General features: G+C 71.0%; 15 protein-coding genes and 1 pseudogene. 6 read left to right on the plus strand and 10 right to left on the minus strand.

The genetic code is table 11. The annotated features are described in order from the left end of the window. Nucleotides 1–78 precede the first annotated feature (78 nt). Entirely contained in the window at nt 79–669 is a 591-nt protein-coding gene (locus tag SGFS_RS05110; protein WP_286247960.1) for a histidine phosphatase family protein, read from the plus strand. 32 nt (nt 670–701) lie between these two features. Here SGFS_RS05110 and SGFS_RS05115 read toward each other — a convergent pair whose 3' ends face one another. Continuing rightward, a complete protein-coding gene (locus SGFS_RS05115; protein WP_286247962.1) occupies nt 702–1,076 on the minus strand; it encodes a ferredoxin in 375 nt (124 codons plus the stop codon). A gap of 115 nt (nt 1,077–1,191) precedes the next feature. On the opposite strand from SGFS_RS05115, the gene SGFS_RS05120 reads away from it, so the two are divergent. Continuing rightward, on the plus strand, nt 1,192–1,554 hold the full coding sequence (locus SGFS_RS05120; protein ID WP_286247964.1) for a DUF6479 family protein: 363 nt from the start codon (nt 1,192–1,194) through the stop codon (nt 1,552–1,554). A gap of 73 nt (nt 1,555–1,627) precedes the next feature. Here SGFS_RS05120 and SGFS_RS05125 read toward each other — a convergent pair whose 3' ends face one another. The 6 genes from SGFS_RS05125 to SGFS_RS05150 all read right to left on the minus strand — a co-directional run bounded on the left by SGFS_RS05125 (nt 1,628) and on the right by SGFS_RS05150 (nt 10,019). Further along, complete coding sequence (locus tag SGFS_RS05125) at nt 1,628–2,818, minus strand: 4-hydroxybenzoate 3-monooxygenase (protein WP_286247966.1); 1,191 nt, start codon at nt 2,816–2,818, stop codon at nt 1,628–1,630. A gap of 137 nt (nt 2,819–2,955) precedes the next feature. After that, complete coding sequence (locus SGFS_RS05130; RefSeq protein ID WP_286247968.1) at nt 2,956–4,176, minus strand: type III PLP-dependent enzyme; 1,221 nt, start codon at nt 4,174–4,176, stop codon at nt 2,956–2,958. Beyond that, the gene (locus tag SGFS_RS05135; protein WP_286247970.1) at nt 4,173–5,876 is read right to left on the minus strand and encodes an IucA/IucC family protein; all 1,704 of its coding nucleotides are present in this window, start codon (nt 5,874–5,876) and stop codon (nt 4,173–4,175) included. The genes SGFS_RS05130 and SGFS_RS05135 overlap by 4 nt, the downstream gene beginning before the upstream one ends. Next, nucleotides 5,876–7,099 (minus strand): MFS transporter, encoded by a 1,224-nt coding sequence (locus SGFS_RS05140; protein WP_286247972.1) that lies wholly within the window; start codon nt 7,097–7,099, stop codon nt 5,876–5,878. Before SGFS_RS05140 ends, SGFS_RS05135 begins: the two co-directional genes overlap by 1 nt. Continuing rightward, nucleotides 7,096–8,832: an IucA/IucC family protein gene (locus tag SGFS_RS05145; protein WP_286247974.1), complete on the minus strand. Its 1,737-nt coding sequence runs from the start codon at nt 8,830–8,832 to the stop codon at nt 7,096–7,098. The genes SGFS_RS05140 and SGFS_RS05145 overlap by 4 nt, the downstream gene beginning before the upstream one ends. Then, nucleotides 8,829–10,019, minus strand: a complete 1,191-nt coding sequence (locus SGFS_RS05150) for an ATP-grasp domain-containing protein (RefSeq protein WP_286247975.1) — start codon at nt 10,017–10,019, stop codon at nt 8,829–8,831. The genes SGFS_RS05145 and SGFS_RS05150 overlap by 4 nt, the downstream gene beginning before the upstream one ends. A 335-nt stretch (nt 10,020–10,354) precedes the next feature. On the opposite strand from SGFS_RS05150, the gene SGFS_RS05155 reads away from it, so the two are divergent. Together SGFS_RS05155 and SGFS_RS05160 are read left to right on the plus strand one after the other, a co-directional pair. Beyond that, nucleotides 10,355–11,230 carry a (2Fe-2S)-binding protein gene (locus tag SGFS_RS05155; RefSeq protein ID WP_286247976.1) on the plus strand — a complete coding sequence of 292 codons (876 nt, stop codon included), beginning with the start codon at nt 10,355–10,357 and terminating at the stop codon, nt 11,228–11,230. A 131-nt stretch (nt 11,231–11,361) separates the two neighbouring features. Beyond that, nucleotides 11,362–13,740 carry a family 43 glycosylhydrolase gene (locus tag SGFS_RS05160; protein WP_350283975.1) on the plus strand — a complete coding sequence of 793 codons (2,379 nt, stop codon included), beginning with the start codon at nt 11,362–11,364 and terminating at the stop codon, nt 13,738–13,740. A gap of 30 nt (nt 13,741–13,770) precedes the next feature. Here the strand turns inward: SGFS_RS05160 and SGFS_RS05165 are convergent, their stop codons facing one another. Next, entirely contained in the window at nt 13,771–14,496 is a 726-nt protein-coding gene (locus tag SGFS_RS05165) for a hypothetical protein (protein WP_286247977.1), read from the minus strand. A gap of 145 nt (nt 14,497–14,641) precedes the next feature. Here SGFS_RS05165 and SGFS_RS05170 point away from each other — a divergent pair, with 145 nt between their 5' ends. Continuing rightward, on the plus strand, nt 14,642–15,496 hold the full coding sequence (locus tag SGFS_RS05170; RefSeq protein ID WP_286247978.1) for a hypothetical protein: 855 nt from the start codon (nt 14,642–14,644) through the stop codon (nt 15,494–15,496). A gap of 3 nt (nt 15,497–15,499) precedes the next feature. Beyond that, nucleotides 15,500–17,167, plus strand: coding sequence for a hypothetical protein (locus SGFS_RS05175; RefSeq protein WP_286247979.1), 1,668 nt, complete (start codon nt 15,500–15,502; stop codon nt 17,165–17,167). On the opposite strand, the gene SGFS_RS05180 is transcribed toward SGFS_RS05175, so the two are convergent. Both SGFS_RS05180 and SGFS_RS05185 read right to left on the minus strand, forming a co-directional pair. Further along, the gene (locus tag SGFS_RS05180) at nt 17,113–18,738 is read right to left on the minus strand and encodes a sensor histidine kinase (RefSeq protein WP_286247980.1); all 1,626 of its coding nucleotides are present in this window, start codon (nt 18,736–18,738) and stop codon (nt 17,113–17,115) included. The genes SGFS_RS05175 and SGFS_RS05180 overlap by 55 nt on opposite strands. After that, a pseudogene (locus SGFS_RS05185) lies at nt 18,735–19,443 on the minus strand (response regulator transcription factor). The gene SGFS_RS05180 and the pseudogene SGFS_RS05185 overlap by 4 nt, the downstream one beginning before the upstream one ends. Between the last annotated feature and the right edge of the window lie 14 nt (nt 19,444–19,457).

Raw genomic sequence — 19,457 nt, forward strand, 5'->3', positions numbered from 1 at the left:
TTTCAGTAATTGGGAACATGTACGAACGCCACCTCGTGGGCGGGGACGCGGGCGCCGTGGACGTACGAGAGTGGGAGCATGACGAGTCGAGTGATGTTGATCTCGCCCGCGATGAACGAGGCGCTGCGTACGGCCCGTTTCGACGACGGGTGCCCGCTCGACGCCGCCGGGACACGGCAGGCTCGGGCGGCCGCGGGCACGCTGCGGGTGCCGGACCGCGCGTACGTCTCCCCCGGCGTGCGCTGCCACGAGACCGCGACGGCGCTCGGGCTCGACGCCACTGAGGTCCTCGGACTGGCCGGCCTCGATGTGGGCCGGTGGCGTGGCTCGACCCTGGAGGAGGTGGGCGCCGAGGAGCCGGAGGCGGTGGGCCGTTGGCTGGCCGACCCGGAGGCCGCACCGCACGGCGGGGAGTCGGTGCGTGCGCTGTGCGACCGGGTCGCCGGCTGGCTGGACGGGGTCGCCGGTGTCGACGGCCGGATCGTGGCCGTGGTCGAGCCGGAGATCGTCCGGGCCGTGGTGGTGCGGGTGCTGGGGGCGCCGGAGGCCGGGTTCTGGCGGGTGGACGTACCGCCGCTGACCGCGACCGAGCTGAGCGGCCGGGCGGGGCGTTGGAACATCAGGGCCGGGCTGCCGCTGACCGGGGACCATTCCACCGGCACTTCCTGAGAGCACCCCGCACAGGACTTTCAGAACACCCTCTAGTCGAGCATCGTGAGGAAGTCGGTGCAGGCCCGCGCACAGTCCCGGCAGGCTCGCGCGGCCTCCTCCGTACCCGGATGGCGGTCGAAGAGGTGAGCGCACTCCAGACAGACGGTCCGGCACCACTCCACCTGGACCCGGACGGCGGCCTCGTCGAGCTGGGCCTGTTCGGACAGGACGCGGCAGGTGGTGTCGCACACCTCCGCGCCTCTGATGCCTGTACGCCGCAGGTCTGTCTGGTCTTCGGGTCCGTCCGGGTCGGCGCGGCTCGCCCGCAGGGCACACTCGCGCGCACAGTCGGTGCACGCCTGCGCACAGGCGAAGCGGTCCTCCAGGAATCGGACGAGCTCCTGTCGGGATGTCGTCGAGGTCACCGAGGGCGGGTAGCCCCAGGGAATCCGGTCAAACACGCCGGTCGCGTCGGCGGCGGCCCGCCCTCCCGGCCGACCGACCGGGTTCACTCGCCCTTTTGCAGGGTATTCATCACATATGAAGACGGAATGGATGGATATCGCCGCGGAGCGCAGTGTGCTGGCCGGTATCGCGCCGTTCATCGCGGGTGTGGTTGTCGTGGCGGTGCTGGTCGGCGCCATGTGGCTGAACAGCCGCGTGCGTGCCGGCGAACCGCGCCGCCCGCTTCCGGAGGAACAGCCCCGGCTACCGGAGGGCGGCCCGGTCCATGAGGAACGGGCGAACCGCGAGCCCGACGAGATCCCCAAGAGTGAGCTGCGGCTCACCCCCTATGAAGTGCACGGCAACATGGGTTCCCGTCCGAGTACGTCACAGGAACGGCCGCGCTGGAGCAAGGGCGGCAGCGGCTCCTTCGGCAGCGGCGGGCTGGGCGCCCACTGAGGCACCGCCCCGGACATCGTGTGCGGCGACGAGGCCGCACACGATGTCCGGTCTGTTCGCGCGTCGGGCCGGGTCAGGTCGTTCCGTCGAGTGCCAGGCCCGTGTAGTTCTCCGCCAGTTCGGCCGCCGCGTGCGCCGAGCCGGCGATACGGTCGAGTTGGGAGAGCTGGAGCTTGGTCTCGAACGCGGACTGCTCCGGGTCGACGTGCAGGGTCGTGGTCATGAAGTACGAGAAGTGCTCGGCCCGCCAGACCCGGCGCAGGCAGGTGTCGGAGTAGGAGTCGAGCAGTTCGGTGGACCCGCTCTCCTTCAGCTGGGCGAAGGCGCGGGCCAGCACGATCACGTCGGTGGCGGCGAGGTTGAGCCCCTTGGCGCCGGTGGGCGGCACGATGTGGGCGGCGTCGCCGGCAAGGAAGAGGCGGCCGTGGCGCATCGGCTCGGTGACGTGGCTGCGCATCGGCAGCACGGCCTTGGCGGTGACGGGGCCGCGCTTGAGCCGCCAGCCGGGGTTCGCGGTGAGGGCGAACCGCGCGTCCAGCTCGTCCCAGATCCGCTCGTCGGACCAGTCGGCGGGGTCGGTGCCGTTGGGAACCTGGAGGTAGAGACGGCTCACGGAGGGCGAGCGCATGCTCGCCAGCGCGAAGCCACGCTCGGAGTGGGCGTAGATCAGCTCGTCGTAGACGGGCGGCGCGTCGGCGAGGATGCCCAGCCAGGAGTAGGGGTACGTCCGCTCGTACGTCGTGCGCACCGACTCCGGGACGGCGTCGCGCGCCACGCCGTGGAAGCCGTCGCAGCCGACCACATAGTCGCAGGTCAGGGTCTGCTCGCGGCCCTCGTGGGTGTAGCGGATCACCGGCCGGTCGGTGTCGACGCCCTCGACGGCGTGCACCTCGGCCTCGAACAGCAGAGGGCCGCCGTCGGTGAGGTGGAGGGCGATGAGGTCCTTGACGACCTCGGTCTGGGCGTAGACCCAGACCCGGCGGCCGCCGGTCAGCTCGGGGAAGTCGACGCGGTGGGCGCGGCCGTCGAAGCGCAGCTCGATGCCGTCGTGGGGCATGCCCTCGGCGTCCAGTCGTGCCCCGGCGCCGGAGGCGCGCAGGACGTCCACGGTGGCCTGCTCCAGGATTCCGGCGCGCTGGCGCTGCTCGACGTAGGCGCGGTCCTTGCGTTCGAGGACCACACTGTCGATGCCCGCGTTGTGCAGCAGACGGGCCAGCAGCAGCCCGGCGGGGCCGCCGCCGACGATTCCGACGGTGGTGTGCATGCGTGACTCCTCGTCGTTGCGGACGAGCGGCGTCCCGTCCCGTCGGGCGCCGACCCCTTGTTCGTCCAGTGAAAACTATTTCACTTCTTTGTACGAGTGAGTCTGCGCCCGGTCGGCCCTGCTGTCAACGCTCACAGTCACCCAGAAGGACGGACGTCCCCCACGGATCCGTTCAGGAAGTGGAATCCGGGGCGCGGATGCATCAGGAACTCGTGGTGGGAGATGTTCCATGCGTAGGCGCCCGCGAGGGAGAAGGCCACCCTGTCCCCCGCACGCAGCCCGGGTGCGTGGACGTTCCGGGCGAGGAGGTCCTTCGGGGTGCAGAGCTGCCCGGTGAGGGTGATGTGCTCCCCGTCGGCCGCCGGGCGGGGCCACGGGTGCGGCCACTCCTCGACCGGCAATACCGAGCAGGGTTGGTCGTGCCCCTTGGTCGCCGGGGTGCGCAGGTGATGGGTGCCGCCCCGGACCACGGCGAACTCCTCGCCATGGCTGTGCTTCACGTCCAGCACCTCGGTGGCGTACCAGCCGCAGTACACGGTCAGGGCCCGCCCGGGTTCGATGCGCAGCGTCAGTTCCGGGTGCTCGGCGGCCAGCCGGCCGAGGCCTTCGCCGTACGCCGTCCAGTCGAAGCGGCGGCCCGGGTGGGCGTAGTCCACGGACATGCCGCCGCCCACGTTGACCTCGGAGAGGGGGACACCCAGGCCCGTGGCCCACTCCACGATGGAGCGGGCGACGGCCAGTTGTTCGGGGGCGTCGAGTCCGCTCGCCAAGTGGGCGTGAACACCGCGCAGTTCGAGGTGCGGGTAGGTGCCGTCGGTGAGGAGGCGGACCAGGTGGGGCGCCCGGGAGGGGTCGAGGCCGAACGGGGTGGGGCGGCCTCCCATCGCGAGGGAGCTGCCCGCCAGGGCTCCGTCACCGACGGCGAGGTTGAAGCGGAGCAGCACCGCCACGCCGGTGCCCGGCACGGTCTGCCGGGCCAGTTCGGCGAGCACGCGCAGTTCGTGTTCGCTCTCCACGTGGAAGCGTTCGACGCCCTGCTCCAGGGCCGCGCGGATCTCGTCCGGGGTCTTGCCAGGCCCCCCGAAGGCCAGCGGGCGGCCGGGCACGGCCATCGCGACATGGGCGAGCTCGCCGCCGGAGGACACCTCGTAGCCGTCGACGTACGGGGCGAGCGCGGTGAGGATCTCCGGCTCGGGGTTGGCCTTGGCCGCGTAGTACAGCTCGACCCGCTCGGGCAGCGCGGCCCGTACGAACGCGGCGTGCTCGCGCAGGGCCGCCAAGTCGTAGAGGTAGGCGGGGAGTTCGGTGGGCGGAAGGGACAACGCGCGGTCGTGTACGGCTGCGGTGGGCTCGTTCATCGGGTGCTCCAGCGGAGGATGTCCTCGGCGAGTGGCGAGGGCAGGCGGACGTAGCCGGCATCGCGGTCGGCCTTGCGTTCCCAGCGGGTGAGCAGGTTGGCCTTCGCGGGCAGCGGCACCCCGGCGAGCAGGGCGGCGAGGCGGGGCGGGCAGCTCTCCTCGTCGGCGTACTCCTGGAGCACGGCACGGACCGCCGCCCACAGAGCGGCCTCGGTGTCGGGGTTCAGGTCGGCCAGGGCGGCGAGCAGCTCGGCGACATGGTTGACCAGCAGGCAGTACACGACCCGGTCCCAGCCTCGCTGGGCGTCGTACGACATCGGGGCGGCGACGTCGGGCGGGAGCGCGGCGAGGGTGTCGGCGTGGTGGTCGGGGACGAGCTTGGTGCCCTCCAGGTCGCGGAAGAGGACCTGGGCGGGCATGCCGTCGGCGTCGACGCAGATCAGGACGTTCTGGAGGTGGGGTTCCAGGACGAGGCCGTGGTCGAAGTAGGCGGACAGGACGGGCGGGACGAGGAGGCGCAGGTACGCCCTCCACCAGTCCGGCGCGGTCTGCGGGCCCCTGCCGGCGAGGAGGCGGGAGATGTGCGCGGCGCTGGTCGGGTACTCGTCTGCGACGGCGGCCGCGAGCAGCGGGGTCGTGCCGGGCAGCAGCCGCCGGGACAGGCCTTCGCGGACGATCACGCCGAAGCCTTCGAGGAGGGCCCGGTCGGGGCTGCCGTCGGGGCCGGGGAGGGCGAGGCTGCGGTAGCCGGGTTCGCGGAGCATCGCGCTGCCGGGGAAGCGGGTCTCCAGGTCGGCGAGGGCCGGGGCGAGGACGCGGGTGAGGGCGACGGCGCCGACGAGTTCGTAACTGGCGTTCTTGCGGAGGCAGTTGGTGATGCGGACGTTGAGGCTGAACTTCAGGAAGGCGTCGCCGTCGAAGAGGGTGCGGACGGAGGCGGTGGCGGCGTGGTGCGGGCCGCCTGGGCCGAGGTCGAGGATGTCGCCGCGGCCGAGGGCCTCGCGCAGCAGCGGGTGGTCGCGCAGCATCTCGTACTGCCAGGGGTGTGCGGGCAGCAGCCGGTAGCCCTCTGGGATGTCGCCGCGTTCCCCGTCGAGGACGGCGGTGGCGCCTGGCGCGGCGCCCTCCTCGGCGATGAGGTGGGCGCGTACGGCGAGGAGGCGCAGCGGGAAGGAGGCGCCGGCCTCCGGGGCGTACGACTGCCAGGCGTCCGCGTCGCCCGTGCGGGCCTTGGGCGTCGGGTGGAAGCGATGGCCGAAGAGGAGGGACTGTTCGGAGGCGAGGTAGTCCGGGAGGCCTTCGGGCCCGGTCTCGCGGGTGGCGAGCGCGGTGGTGACGGTGTGGTGGCTGGCCTCGACCTGGTGCAGGAACTCGTCGTTGCGGACACCGGTGCGCAGCGACAGTTCGTCGTGCGTGTACCGGGCGAGACGGTGCCAGTCGACCTGCTGCCAGCCGCTGTCGGTCTGCTCGTGCACGGGGCCGGTGAAGCGGTGGGCGCCGATCAGGGACGTACGGCGCAGGGCGACGCGGAGCAACAGGCCGCGGCGGGGCAGCCGCAGCATCAGGTGGCCGTCGCTGACGGCGGTCTGGTGCTCGGGGCCCGACACCTCGCGGAGCAGGCAGTTGAGGAGGGTGTGGGCCACCACGTCGTCGGCGGTGGGCAGATGGGTGGTACCGAGCGATTCGGTCAGCGGGGGCATCAGTGGCTCCAGCGGTTGCGCAGACGTGAGGGGAGATGTGGAGGGAGAAGGGTCGCGGGGGCGGTGAGGGCGGCGACGGCACCGCCTGTGAGGACGGGCGCGGCCCGTCGGAAGCGGACGCTGCCGAGGGCCGCCGTCATCCCGGCGGCGAAGGCGCCCGCCTTGGAGAAGGACTCCGGCGAGCCGAACATCCCGCCGGGGGCCCGGCCCCGGGCGCAGTCGGCGGCCAGGATCGACAGGCCGACCATGCCGAGGGTGAGGCCCGCGCCCAGCAGCAGCCGTACGGCGATCAGGGCGGGCAGGGTGTGGGCGACGCCGTGCCCGGCGAGGCCGAGGGCTATCAGAGCGAAGCCGAACGCCATGCCCGGCCGGGGGCGGGTGTGTATCGCGCGGTGCACTGGCACGGCCGTGACCAGGTAGCAGAGGTGGGGCAGGGCGAACAGCAGACCGGACAGGGCCGCCGAGGCACCCGGGAGACGCTCCTCGACGAGAAAGACGAGGTAGGGGTAGGAGATGACGGCGGAGAAGACGAAGACGAACTCCAGGGCGTACAGGGTGCGGAGGGCTCCGCTCGGGGACGTGTCCGCGTTGCTCGCGTCGGCCGTGCTCTGCGTCTCCCGCTGTTCCTGTCGCCGTCCTTCGCCCGGCTCGGGCAGGGCCGCCGGCAGCAGGGCGGCGGCGAGCGGGAGCAGGGCGAGGAGGGCGTACTGGCGGTGCGGGGGCAGCCAGGGCGAGAGCGCGCCTACGACGATCGGCGCCACGACCAGCGCGGCCCGTGCTCTGCCCTGCATGAGGGTGAGCGCCTTCGACAGGCTGGACCCTTCGAGCGCGGCGCCCGGATAGCCGTTGGAGGCTCCGACGGTGCCGCCCGGGATGCACTGGAGGAGCAGCGCCCCCGTGAACATGGCGATCGAGTCGGCCCACCCGGCGATGAGGAAGGAGCCGGCGAGTCCCAGCTGGGCCCGCAGCAGCAGCCGCTTTCGTCCCAGGCGGTCGGCGGGCCGTCCCCACATGGGTGCCGTGACAGCGCTGGACACGGTCGGTACGACGTACAGCACCCCCGCCCAGCGGGCGGTGCGGTCGCCCGGCTCGGGGAGGATCTGCGTGAAGTTCGGCGGCAGTCCGAGCGCGGCGAAGGACGCCACGAAGTAGCAGGCGGCGACGGCGTGGACCTGACGGCGGCCGAAGGCGGGGCGCGCCACGGGCAGCGCCACGGCCGTCATGGCGAACCACCCGCCCGGAGAAGGTAGTTGGGCCCGGTGGTGTAGTGCTTGTTGATGTCGGCGGCACCCGACCGCTCCTTGCTGAGCAGCGTCCCGGCGGTCACCATCGCCTTCACCGGCAGCCAGGGTGCGTCGAGCACCCGCTCGCGCAGTACGGCTCCCGCGTCGCCGCCGATGCGGTCGACGGCCTCGGCGAGCCGGTCCCGTACGAGGTTCAGCAGGTCCGGCAGCGGGGCGCGCCCGTGCCGGGCGAGGCCGAACGCGTAGGCGCCCGCGCACAGGTGGAGGGTGATGGTGGTGAAGACGTCGGCCACCGCGCTGTCGTCCGGGCCGAAGGTGCGGGGGTCGTCGAAACCCCAGGTGCCGCCCCCCAGTGTTGCCGCGAGCCGTGCGCTGTTGATACGCGGGCCGTCGTTGTCCTTCAGCAGCAGCCGCAGGTCACCCGGCTCGGGGCCGAGGACCAGGGAGATGTTCTGCTGGTGGGACTCCAGGGCGATGCCGTAACCGAAGAGCGTGGTCTGCCAGTCGAAGAGGAGGGTGAGCACCGCGTCCAGGAGGGCGAGCGGGTCGCCGTCGTGGAAGCGGTCGGCGAGGTGGTCGACGACCAGGCCGCCGCCGGGTGCCTCGGCGAGCAGGGCGGCCAGGGGGACGACGAGCGAGTTGTCGAGGCCCTCGGGGTAGCGGCGGCACAGCACGGCGAGAAGTTCGTGTCCGGCGTGCGCGTACCCGGTCTCGTCGGCGTGCAGGACCGAGTCCCGGAAGCGGGGCTCGCGGTCGGTCACGGCCGCCAGCAGCCGCTGGCCCGCCGCGCCGTCGACGAGGGTGCCGGGCTTGATGGACCGCTTGTTCCGCAAACCCAACGTGGCGGTGGCGAGCGGGAGTTTGAGGTGCAGCGTGGGGTCGTCGGCGACGGCGACCGTGCGCATGGAGAGGGTGGGTACGACGTCGAGGTACGCCCGCTCGGCGAGCACCGCGCGGTCCGCGAGCCCCGTCTCGCGCAGTGCGGCGTCGAGCGGTGCGCCGACGGTCAGCGGGTGGACGGGCAGGGCGACATGAGTGCTGTCCAGGTCCGCCCGCAACCCCAGCCCGGAGGGTGTGGGCCAGTGGTCCGTGGGCAGTTCCCCGGTGATCGTCTCCCGGGGAAGCGCCAGCCAGCGCAGTGCGAAACGCCGGCCGAACTCCGGTGCGTAGGAGCGGAGTTGCTTCTCGCGCAGCCCAGAGCGGCCGCGTGCGGTCGGGTACACCGGGTGGTCGAGGCGGGCGGCGAGGGTGTCGTACGCGAGGCTGCGGGCGAGGCCCGTCCAGTGGGCCGGGTCGGGGCCGTACCGGTCGGCGAGCGCGTCCCGTACGGACTCCCTCGTCGTGTGGTGCAGCCGCATCGTCGCGAGAGTCTGGCGGCACTCCTCGGCGAAGGCGTCGAAGCCGTCGCGGTCGACGGGCTCGGCCAGGGCGCGCAGCTCGCCGAGGATGGACTCGCAGGTGGTGAGCCGGGTTCCGTCCCCCTCCCGCACAAGGAAGGGAAGTCGGGCGGTGTACGCGTACTGGAATCCGTCCTCGACCACCGGCAGCAGTACGGCATCGGACAACCCCACCGGCAGACGCAGCCAGCGGCCGTCCGCCCGTTCGGTGAGCGCGCTGCGGGTACGCAGGCCGACGACGTCCTCGCGGAGCAGTGCGCCGAGCACTCTGGTGAGCAGTTCGGGCTCGGCGGTGTCCACTCGTGTGGCCGTCACGGCTGGATCTCCCAGCGCTGGGCGGCCAGGAAGTCGGCCACCACCCGGTCGACGGTCCCCTGGCCGGTGCCGGTCGCGCGGAGCACGCCGAGGTAGTCGCGGTTGGTCCGGTACAGGTCGTGGCGTTCACCGACCTCACGGAGCGGACGATACGTCAGATCAACGCCGTCGATGTGGAGTTCGGTGGCTCCAGGGGCGGCGACGAGTGTGCCCGCGCTCTCGGCGCACGGGTACTCCAGCCGGGCCGCGCCGTCACGGCGGAGGTCGAGGTCCGTGGGCAGCGGCTCGCCGAGGTGGGTGCGGAGGATGTGCTCGAACAGGGGGAGGTCGAGGAGCTGGGCGAGCAGCAGGTCGCACTGGTCGCCGATGGCCCGGTAGTTGACCTCGATGATCCGTGCCCGGCCCTCGTGGACGACGAACTCGGTGTGACAGGCGCCGAACCCGACGCTCAGCGCGTCGAGTTGGGCGAGGACCTGCGCGACGACCGGTTCGGGGTGGGCCGGGACGAACGTCAGCCGCTCCTCGATGAAGTACGGCGGCGGAGACAGCTCGGTGTGGAAGCCGCCGATGATGTGCCTGAGGCGGCCGTCGCCGAGGGTCTCCAGGGTGTACAGCTCGCCGGGCAGATATTCCTCGACGACGAGGGTGGCCCCGGTGCGGCGGGCCAGGGTCTCCTTGCCGCGCGCGACGAGCTCCTCGGGGCTGTCGACGAGCACGACGTCCTCGCTGGCGACACCCTCGCGGGGCTTGAGGACACACGGGTACGGCGCGCCCTGGACGGCGGGTCCGGTGAGGTCGGCCGGTTCGGTGATCTCGGCGGACCAGACGGTGTCCACGCCGGCGGCGGCCAGGCGGCGGCGCATCTCGCCCTTGTCCTTGGCGCGCAGGGTGGCCCGCCAGTCCTTGCCGGGGAGGCCGAAGTAGTGGGCGGCTAGGGCGGCCTGGGTCTGGAGGTGGTCGCTGTTGGTGAAGACCGCGCCGGGCCGGTGGTGGGTGGAGATGCGGGTGACTACGGCACGGAAGTCGCGTACGTCGCAGTCGAGGACCTCGATGTGGGGGTAAGCGGCGCGGTGGGCGGCGGGCCGGTCGGTGAGGACCGTGATGTCGAGGCCGAGCCGGGCGGCGGCGGGCAGAAAGCCCTCGGTGACGGAGTCGGTGGGGTTCAGGGCGAGCAGGTACAGGCGCATGGGGTGGTGCGTGGCTTCCGCTAGCGGGTGGGGGGTTGGGACGGAAAAAGGGGCAGGTGCCTCAGGCCACGCAGGTGTGCGCCGGTGGGCGCGGCCCGTTCGGTCGCAGTCACGAAACGTGAGATCAGGTGAGGCATGTTTTAGCTTTCAACAGATGCGTGATCACTGTGGCGATCACCGCTCTCGATCAGTCCGCCATGAACCTCACAGGTCAACGAACTGCACACATCCATCACACCTTCACTCGCCCCGATGACCATCGGAACTGGATCTTACAGCTAAGGTAAGGCTTACCTTGTAAGTTCGCCTCACATCCTCACGCTCTGGAGTTGCCGATGACCGTGACCCTGGAGACCGCCCCGGCCCCCGCGGCCATGCGCGCCCCCGCCCTCCCCTCTCTCCTCGCCACCGCCTACAACCGCCTGGACAAGATGTGCGAGGCGCTGTCCGTGCGCGTACTGGAACCCGGCTCGGCGGCGCCCTCGAATTCACCTCAACAGGCCTATAGGACTGTTGGGTTGACGGAGTCCCAGGCGGGCGTGGAGGCCTTCGTCGAGGCGGAGAAGGCGCGCATCCTCGACGGCTACGACCACACGGCACCCCGGCATGTCGCCGCCTCCCGCGCACTGCACGACTACGCGTGGTCGGTCGGCCTGCTGATGAGCGGCGTCTGGTACCTGGAGCGCAGGGTGCCGCGCATCGCCCCCGAGGACATTCGGGTCGACCTCGCGTCCGGCACCTACGAGCTCAGGCCGGGATCCCTCCTCACCTGCCTGCCGGACGACCCGGCCGCGCTCCTCACCGGGACCCGGACCGTGGCCCGACACGAGGCCCTGAGCGCCGAGTTGAGGAGTGCCGTCGCCGATCACATGGGGCCGGTGCTGGACGCGCTGGGCCCGTACGTACGGCGGGGCTCACGGGCCCTGTGGGGCATGGTGTCGGACGACCTGGTCTCCGGCATCTGGTACCTCGGCCGCATGCTGGGCGAGGAGGCGACCGCGGTGCGGGCCGCCTCCGAGGTGCTGCCCGGAGCCCGGGCACCCTTCCCCGGTGGCGCCGACTTCCGGACGCTCCGCACGAGCGACGGCCGGGAGCACCCGACCCGGACCCGGATGGGCTGCTGCCTCTACTACACGATCCGCCCGGCCGAGGCCTGCTCGACGTGCCCGCGCACCTGCGACGCCGAACGGCTGCGCCGCCTCGAAGGGTGACCCGTCGGGGCCTCCGAAACTTTCGATCTCCGTCCGGTACCGTCCCGCGATTGACGCCATCGGGCACCCATAGGAAAACTTTCGGTGTGTTTCCCACAGGAAGCATCAGAACCACACACGCTGGAGGTCCCGTGCCCGCCGAGCCCGAGGTCGGCCACGACGACGAACGAGCCGTGGCGGCGGCCGCCGGGTTGATCGCCGTCCAGGGTGCCGACGATGTCCGAGGCCATCTCACCCTCCCCACCACCGGCGCGTACGGCACCACGGTGACCTGGGCCTCCGGTGAGCCGCACGTCATCGACGCGACGGGGGTCGTGCACCGCCCCCGGCCGGGCGCGGGCGCCGCGTTCGTGCAGCTCACGGCCACGGTCACGCGTGGGGCGGCCCAGGCGGTCCGCCTCTTCGACGCGGTCGTGCCCGAGCTGCCCGAGGAGCAGCCGTACGCCGCATACCTCTTCGCGTACTTCGCGGGCGAGGGCACCCCGGACGGCGAGCAGATCCGTCTCGCACTGAGCCGCGGTGACGACCCGCTGCACTGGCAGGCGCTCAACTCCGGTGCGCCGGTGCTGACTTCGTCGCTCGGCACGAAGGGGCTGCGCGACCCGTTCCTCGTCCGCTCCCCCGAGGGCGACAGGTTCTACCTCATCGCCACCGACCTCAGGATGCACGGCGAACCCGACGGCGACTGGGAGCAGGTCCAGCGCACCGGCAGCCGGTCGATCGCCGTCTGGGAGAGCACCGACCTGGTCGACTGGACCGAGCAGCGCCTCGTTGACCTCTCCCCCGACACGGCCGGCAACACCTGGGCCCCCGAGGCCGCCTACGACCCCACCATCAACGCGTACGTCGTCTTCTGGGCCTCGAAGCTCTACGGCGAGGACGATCCGGGCCACACCACGGACACGTACAACAAGATGCTGTACGCGACCACCCGTGACTTCCGCACCTTCACCGAACCCCAGGTCTGGAACGACCCCGGGCACTCGGTCATCGACTCGACCGTCATCCACCACGACGGCACCTACCACCGCTTCACCAAGGACGAGCGGAACGCGTCCCCGGACGTGCCCGGCGGCAAGTTCGTCACCGCGGAGAGGTCGACCGAGCTGCGGGCGACCTCGTACGCGTTCGTGGCCGACCGCATCGGTCACGGCTCGATCGAGCAGGGCGAGGGCCCGACGGTCTTCCGGTCGAACACCGAGGACAAGTGGTACCTGTTCATCGACGAGTTCAGCGGACGCGGCTACGTCCCCTTCGAGACGAGCGATCTCGACTCCGGGAAGTGGACGATGTGCGAGGACTTCGAGCTGCCGCCCGGCGCCCGGCACGGTTCGGTGCTGCCGGTGACGGGGGCGGAGTACGAGCGGCTGCGCGTCGCGTACGCCCCGCAGGCTTCCGTGGTCGACGCGACCGTCCCTGACCACGGTCTCAAGGCCTACGCGATGGTCGACCACACCTCGTCGAAGGTCGTGCTGCCGTTGCGTCCCGAGGCCGAACTCGACACCCTGGCACCGGAGTTCACGGTGGCGGCTGGCGCCCGCATCAGCCCGCCCTCGGGCACGCCACGCGACTTCCGCACCCCGCTGCCGTACACCGTCACGGCCACCGACGGGACTAGCCGCACATGGACGGTCGAGGCGGCGCACATGCGCGGCCCGCTGCTGCCGGGTCTGCACGCCGACCCCAACATCCAGGAGTTCGGGGGTCGTTACTACGTCTATCCGACCACGGACGGCGTGGAGCACTGGGGCAGCACGACGTTCAAGGTGTACTCCTCGGACGATCTGGTCAGCTGGCAGGACCACGGTGTCGTGCTCGACCTGGAGACCGACGTGGACTGGGCGGACGGCTACGCCTGGGCCCCGGCCGCCGGGGAACGCGACGGACGCTACTACTTCTACTTCTGTGCCGACCAGCAGATCGGTGTCGCGGTCGCGGACAGCCCGACCGGCCCCTTCCGGGACGCCCTCGGCCGGCCGCTCATCGCCCGCGACGACTACGACGGCCAGATGATCGACCCGGCCGTGTTCAAGGACGACGACGGCACGGCCTATCTGTACTGGGGCAACGGCGACGCGTACGGCGTCCCGCTGAACGAGGACATGGTGTCCTTCGACCCCGCGCTGGTGCGGCAGTTCACGCCGGCGGACTTCCGTGAGGGCGCGTTCGTCATCAAGCGACGGGGCGTCTACTACTTCATGTGGTCGGAGGACGACACCCGCAGCGAGAACTACCGCGTGGCCTACGCGACCGGCCCGTCCCCGCTCGGCCCATGGACCGAACGGGGCGTGATCCTGCGCAAACGCCCCGAGTACGGGATCCTCGGCACCGGCCACCACTCGGTGGTCAATGTCCCCGGCACCGACGACTGGTACATCGTCTATCACCGTTTCGCGATCCCGGGCCCGGGCGGCCGACCGCGCGGTGACGGCATGCACCGGGAAGCGGCGCTGGACCGGCTGGAGTTCGGGCCGGGCGGGTCGATCGTGCCGGTGGTTCCGACGCTATAGCTCAACCGAGCCCCGGTGTGGGGATTTCGGCTACGGCATGGGCGACGGCGACGCCTGTACGTCGCTGCCCGCCGCGATCAGTTTGCCGGCGATGTACTTCCAGACGCTGTCCGCCTCGCCCGTCGGGCAGCAGTTGGCGTCCGCCGAGCCGTAGAAGGTCTCGGTGGCCGTGATCGTGCCCCGGGTGATCTTCTCGACGTGGACGAAGTTGGGCGGCTCACCGAGTCGTGGCTGCTGGCTCACCAGGGTGCCGATGAGCTGGAGCCGGCCGTCGGAGCCGTCGAACACCATGACACCGAGGGCTCGTTGGCCCGCCGCGGTCGAGTTGTGGTTGGCGCAGATCACCGGCAGGGCGGCCTCCAAGCGGCCGTCTCCGGTGAGGTCGCCGTAGACGACCTCGTCCGTGAACGCGGACACGTCCTGGGGGAAGTTCGGCTCCGGCCCGTCGAACGAGGACGACACGTTGGTCGCAGAACCGTCCCGCAGGCGGATGGAGCCCTGGTGTCGGCAGAGCTCGCCGGGGATGGTCGCATTGCGCCAGTCGAGGACGTCCAGGTCGAGGGGGGCGACGTCCGGCCTCGCATCGGACGTCGCGTCGGACTTCGTGTCCGATACGGCGGAGTCCTTCCCGTCCCTCGTCAACGGGCCGAGATCACCGCCGGACCACCACCAGGCACCGCCCGCGAGCAGGACGATCACCACTCCGGCCGTCAGGCCGAGCAGGACACCACGCGCCACGTCCCGGCGCCGCGTCACGTGGGCACACCCATGCGAGTGTTCAGCGGTCCCACCGACACAGACTCCATGCGAACACCCCTCGAATAGACTCGGTCACCACGAGTAGACAGCGTAGGACGCGCTCTGGTTCCATCGAGGCGGAACGGTGCAACGGGGGCGAACGATGGCGCATCAGACGAACGGTCACGACAGCACGCGCAACACCGCACAGGACGTGGAAGTACATGGATCCCTCCTCCAGATCGGCCGCGTCTTCGTCACTCTCAAGGGGTTACGTCCGGCTCATGTCCTGGTCGGAGCAGGGCTGTTCACAGCCGCCTCGGTCGCCCTCGCACTGCTGGTGTCGAACCTTCTCCACGGCCGCGCCACGGCTGACGATACGAAGTCCGTGACGGGCAGGCCGAGGGCCATCGCGGACGCGCAGGACTGGAACTGCGGGCAGTCGGCGGTCGTACCGAAGCTGAAGGTGGGACCGGACGGCAGAAAGTCGTTCCACAAGTTCCCGAGCGGCGGGATCCTGGTCTCCGGAAGCAGCATCAGCATCGTCCTGCAGGGCAACAACGACGAGGAACTGATCCTCACCGGCGCACGGGCAGAGATCGTCGCCCGGCATCGACCGGCACAGGGCACGCACGTGGCCGCCGAGTGCGGCTCGGACGTCCCCGCACGCAACTTCACCGTCGACCTCGACCGGGAACGGCCGCCGCTCAAGATCGTGCCGGACACCAAAGCCGAGTCGACGTCACGCGAACTCACCAACTGGTCCTACGCCGTCAAGGTGGGCGACGCCGAGAAATTCGTCGTCACCCCTCAAAGCACCGAGTACGACACGGAGTTCCGCATCCTCATCCCTTGGAACAGCGGCGGGCACAGCGGCACACTGGTCGTGGACGACGGTGGCAAACCCTTCCGTGTCACAGCAACCACCGCGGCCGCCCCAACGTGCTTCGGCAGATACAACGGGCGCGACTACTGGATGCTGCCCGCTGACTCCTCCGCCTGCTACGCGGAGGACTGACCGATGCGCCAGCCCTCCCTTTCGCTTCCGCGCCCGCCTCGCAGCCGGTGGATCACCGCCGCGCTGACCGCCCTGCTCCTCGTCTGCGCCCCGGCCTGTGACACGTCCTCGAGTGACGGCCCCGACGACGGTCGTCCGCCATCGGCGGTCCAGTGGCGCAGTGTGCCGAAGACCCGACTCCCGGCCGCCTTCCTCGACTTCCTGCCCGGCCAAGTCCTCTCCACGGAGCGCGAGTTCGTGGTTTCCGGGCAGTCGGAGGAGGGCGCGGTGAGTGTGTACGGGTCCAAGGACGGCATGTCCTGGTACCGGGCACAGCCCGACGAGGGCATCCCCGCGTATCTGGCCTCGTACGACGGCCGGTTGACCCTGGTGGGCCAGATGAGCAACGGCGGCAGTCTCGTACCGGCGGTGTGGCGGACGCGGGACGCCCGGCGCTGGAAGCAGCCCGAGATCCTGCCCGGTGGTGTTCCGTCGGACCAGGTCCTGGCCGTGGTCGAGGGGCCACGCGGCACGATCGTCGTCGCGCACGACGGCGGCCCCTTCTCCGAGTCGAGCGACGACACGGACGACCTCACGGCCTATCGGGGTGAGTCGCTGCGGCTGTGGACGGCACACGACGACGGCACCTTCGGGCAGCCTCGCCAGGTCTCTTGTCCGGCCCACCCGCACTTCGAGCCCCATGTGTCCACGGTGGCCGACGACGCGGGCTTCGTTGTGACCGCCGACTGCACCAACGGCTCCAACTACACCAAACGGCTCGTCGTCACCTCGCGCGACGGTGGCCGTTGGGCGAGCGGGCCGGATCAGTTCAAGAAGCAGTCGACGGTTGCCGGAGTCTCCGGCGACCAGGGCAGTGTCCTGGTGACCCGCACGAAGGACAGCGACGACAGCCCCGACGAGTACGTGTCCACGGCGTGGAGCCGTACGTCGGGGGGCGACAGCGACTGGACGCGTGGGCGTCCGCTCGACGTGGGGCAGATTCCCGATACCGGTGTCGCGCCCCGTAAGCAACAGAGCGTCAACGCCGTCAGTGCCGTGCCCGGTGGATTCATCGCCTCGGGCCGCTCGATGGATCTGCGGCTGGGGCACGTAGGGGCGCTGTGGACCTCGCCGGACGGCAGTCGCTGGGCCAAGCAGGCCACGAAGAAGAACAAGTTCGACGAGGTCTTCGATCTGTACGGCGCGGCGGAACTCGACGGTCGGTACATCCTGCTCGGCCGGGGCAGCTCCAAGGAGCCCGACGATCCCGGCTCCCATCTCTGGCTCGGCGACCAGGGCAGCGCGCCCGAGGTCGAGTACAAGGGCGGCGGACCGGCGGCCTTCGTGGGCACGTGGACATGGGGCCACGGTTCCCTGGTCATCGACCGCGAAGGCCACTTCACATATCGCTGGCGTCTCTTCCGCCCCTGCGAGACCGAACCGGCTCCCTGCGACAAGGACACCGTGTGGGGCGGCAAGGCGACCGGCACGCTCACGGGCGACGGCGGCACCCTTCGCGGCAAGCTGAGCACCACCAACCGGCCCGACGATCCGAACTACCGTCAGGGCGCGACCATCGAGGTGAAGCGGATGCCGTACAGCGCCGTCTTCGTACGGGTGGACGGCGATGAGCACGGTTACTTCTGCGCGGCGGGTACGGAAGACCTCCGCTGCCTGGCACCGCACGAATAGTGGGGTAGCAGGATCTGGAACGTGGTGCCCTGGCCAGGGATGGAGTGGACCTCGACGCGGCCCGCGTGGGCGGTGACCAGGGAGTCGACGATGGCGAGGCCGAGGCCGGCGCCGCCGGTGGTGCGGGCGCGGGAGGTGTCGGCGCGGTAGAAGCGTTCGAAGATGCGGCGGGTCTGCTCCTCGGTGAGGCCCGGGCCCTGGTCGGCGACCTCCAGCACGGTGTGGTCGTCGAGGGTGCCGACGCCGATACGGATGGCAGTACCGGAAGGTGTGTGCGTGACGGCGTTGCCGACCAGGTTGGTGACGACCTGGCGGAGGCGGGCCTCGTCGGCGAGGGCGGGCGCCGAGGCGGGTGGGCCGTCTCCGTGCGGGCCGGTGAGGGTGACCGGGCGGCTCGCGTCGAGGGCGCGTACGTCGTGCAGGGCGTCGGCGGCGAGGGTGCGCAGGTCGGCGGGGGCCAGGTCCAGGGCGAGGGGAAAGCCGGTCGCGGGGTGGTCGGCGCCTTTCCCAGCGGCCTGGAGGGAGCGTCCGTCGAGGCGGGCGAGCAGGAGCATGTCCTCGACGAGCCGGGTGAGGCGTTCGGACTCGCGTGCTATGCGGGCCATCGTGTCGTCGATGTCCTGGCGTTCGGGCAGGGCGCCCATGCGGTGCAGATCGGTCAAACCCTTGATGCCGGCGAGCGGGGTGCGCAGTTCATGGCTGGCGTCGGCGACGAAGCGGCTCATCCTCGCCTCGGACTCGGCGCGGGCGGCGAAGGCCGTCTCGATCTGGCCGAGCATGCCGTTGAGGGCGGCGGCCAGACGGCCGATCTCCGTCCCCGGACCGGCCAGTTCGGGGACCCGGCGGGACAGATCGCCGCCCGCGATCTCGGCGGCGGTCTGCTCGATCCTGGTGAGCGGGCTCAGCCCGGAGCGGACCGCGAACCAGCCCGCCGCCACCAGCAGGACGAGCAGACACAGCCCGGCGGTCTGATGGATCCGCCACATGCGGTCCGCCGTGCCGTCCACCTGAGCCATGGAGATGGACACGACCATGCTGCCGGTGGCACCGTCGGCCGAGGCCGTCCCCGAGACACCCGTCAGTGCCGAACGGTCGACCCTGGGCACGGCGATCACCCGCCAGCGCGTGTCGCCCCCGGAGCTGTCGGCGGTGAACGGGCGGCCGTCACGCGCGGTGACCACCGCCTTGTCCAGCTTCGGCAGTACCGGGCCCTGTGCGTCGCTCGAACGGTTCTCGCCGGCGAGCGACGAGATGCTGCTCTCCACCGTGCCGTCGTCGGCGACGTACGTGATGACGGGGTTGCCGAGTACGTCCGTGCTGAAGTCGGCGAGGCCGGACGGCGGGGTCCGTTCGGCCCCGGTCCGCGCGATGGTGGGCGGCAGCAGAGCGAACACCTGGGCGGAGGAGCGGAGTTGGGTGTCGAGCCGGTCCTCCATACAGGCGCGCAGGGCGGTTCCGCTGACGACGCTGAAGGCCGCGATTCCGGTGGTGAGCAGGGCGACGGCCAGGAGCAGGACCCGGCCGCGCAGCGATGCCCGCGCCCACAGACCGCGGATCCGCCGCATGCTCATGCCTTGGGTCCGCGAAGTACGTAGCCGACGCCGTGCACGGTGTGGATCAGTTTCGGGCCGCCGTTGTCGATCTTCCGGCGGAGATAGCTGATGTACGTGTCGACGATGCCGGTGTCGCCGTCGAAGTCGTAGTCCCATACGCGGTGCAGGATCTGTGGCTTGGTGACCGTGCGACCGGCGTTGCTCATCAGGTAGTGCAGGAGCCGGAATTCGGTGGGTGTCAGGCGTATCGGTTCGCCCGCCCTCGTCGTCTGCACGCCTCCGAAGTCGAGTTCCAGGTCGGCGACGCGCAGCAGCGCGGTGGGGTCTCCGCTGGTGCGCCGCAGTACGGCGTGGATGCGGGCGATCAACTCCTGGAGGTCGAAGGGTTTGGTGACGTAGTCGTCGCCGCCCAGGACCAGGCCCTCGATCTTGTCCTGGGTGGCGTCGCGGGCGGTGAGGAACACGACCGGGATGTGACCCGTGCGGGCCGAGGGCCGAGGCCGGTGCTGTGCGCGCAGCCGCCTGATCACCTCGAAGCCGTCCAGGTCCGGGGAGCATCACGTCCAGCAGGACCAGGTCGGGCGAGTTGTCCCGGGCGCCTTCCAGGGCCTCCTGGCCGGTGCTCGCGGCGGCCACGGTGAACCCGGCGTGCCGCAGGGCCGCGCAGAGCAGTTCCCGCACGGTGGGCTCGTCGTCCACGACGAGCAGGTTGACGCCCGTGATGGCGGACCGGGCCG

Origin of the sequence: Streptomyces graminofaciens, assembly GCF_030294945.1 — a bacterium.
Taxonomy (GTDB): Bacteria; Actinomycetota; Actinomycetes; order Streptomycetales; family Streptomycetaceae; genus Streptomyces; species Streptomyces graminofaciens.

Coding starts and splice junctions, on each gene's coding strand:
- SGFS_RS05150 (WP_286247975.1), bottom strand. CDS start 10,019: ATGCGCCTGTACCTGCTCGCCCTGAACCCCACCGACTCCGTCACCGAG.
- SGFS_RS05110 (WP_286247960.1), top strand. CDS start 79: ATGACGAGTCGAGTGATGTTGATCTCGCCCGCGATGAACGAGGCGCTG.
- SGFS_RS05140 (WP_286247972.1), bottom strand. CDS start 7,099: ATGACGGCCGTGGCGCTGCCCGTGGCGCGCCCCGCCTTCGGCCGCCGT.
- SGFS_RS05130 (WP_286247968.1), bottom strand. CDS start 4,176: ATGAACGAGCCCACCGCAGCCGTACACGACCGCGCGTTGTCCCTTCCG.
- SGFS_RS05155 (WP_286247976.1), top strand. CDS start 10,355: ATGACCGTGACCCTGGAGACCGCCCCGGCCCCCGCGGCCATGCGCGCC.
- SGFS_RS05120 (WP_286247964.1), top strand. CDS start 1,192: ATGAAGACGGAATGGATGGATATCGCCGCGGAGCGCAGTGTGCTGGCC.
- SGFS_RS05175 (WP_286247979.1), top strand. CDS start 15,500: ATGCGCCAGCCCTCCCTTTCGCTTCCGCGCCCGCCTCGCAGCCGGTGG.
- SGFS_RS05125 (WP_286247966.1), bottom strand. CDS start 2,818: ATGCACACCACCGTCGGAATCGTCGGCGGCGGCCCCGCCGGGCTGCTG.
- SGFS_RS05180 (WP_286247980.1), bottom strand. CDS start 18,738: ATGAGCATGCGGCGGATCCGCGGTCTGTGGGCGCGGGCATCGCTGCGC.
- SGFS_RS05170 (WP_286247978.1), top strand. CDS start 14,642: ATGGCGCATCAGACGAACGGTCACGACAGCACGCGCAACACCGCACAG.
- SGFS_RS05135 (WP_286247970.1), bottom strand. CDS start 5,876: ATGCCCCCGCTGACCGAATCGCTCGGTACCACCCATCTGCCCACCGCC.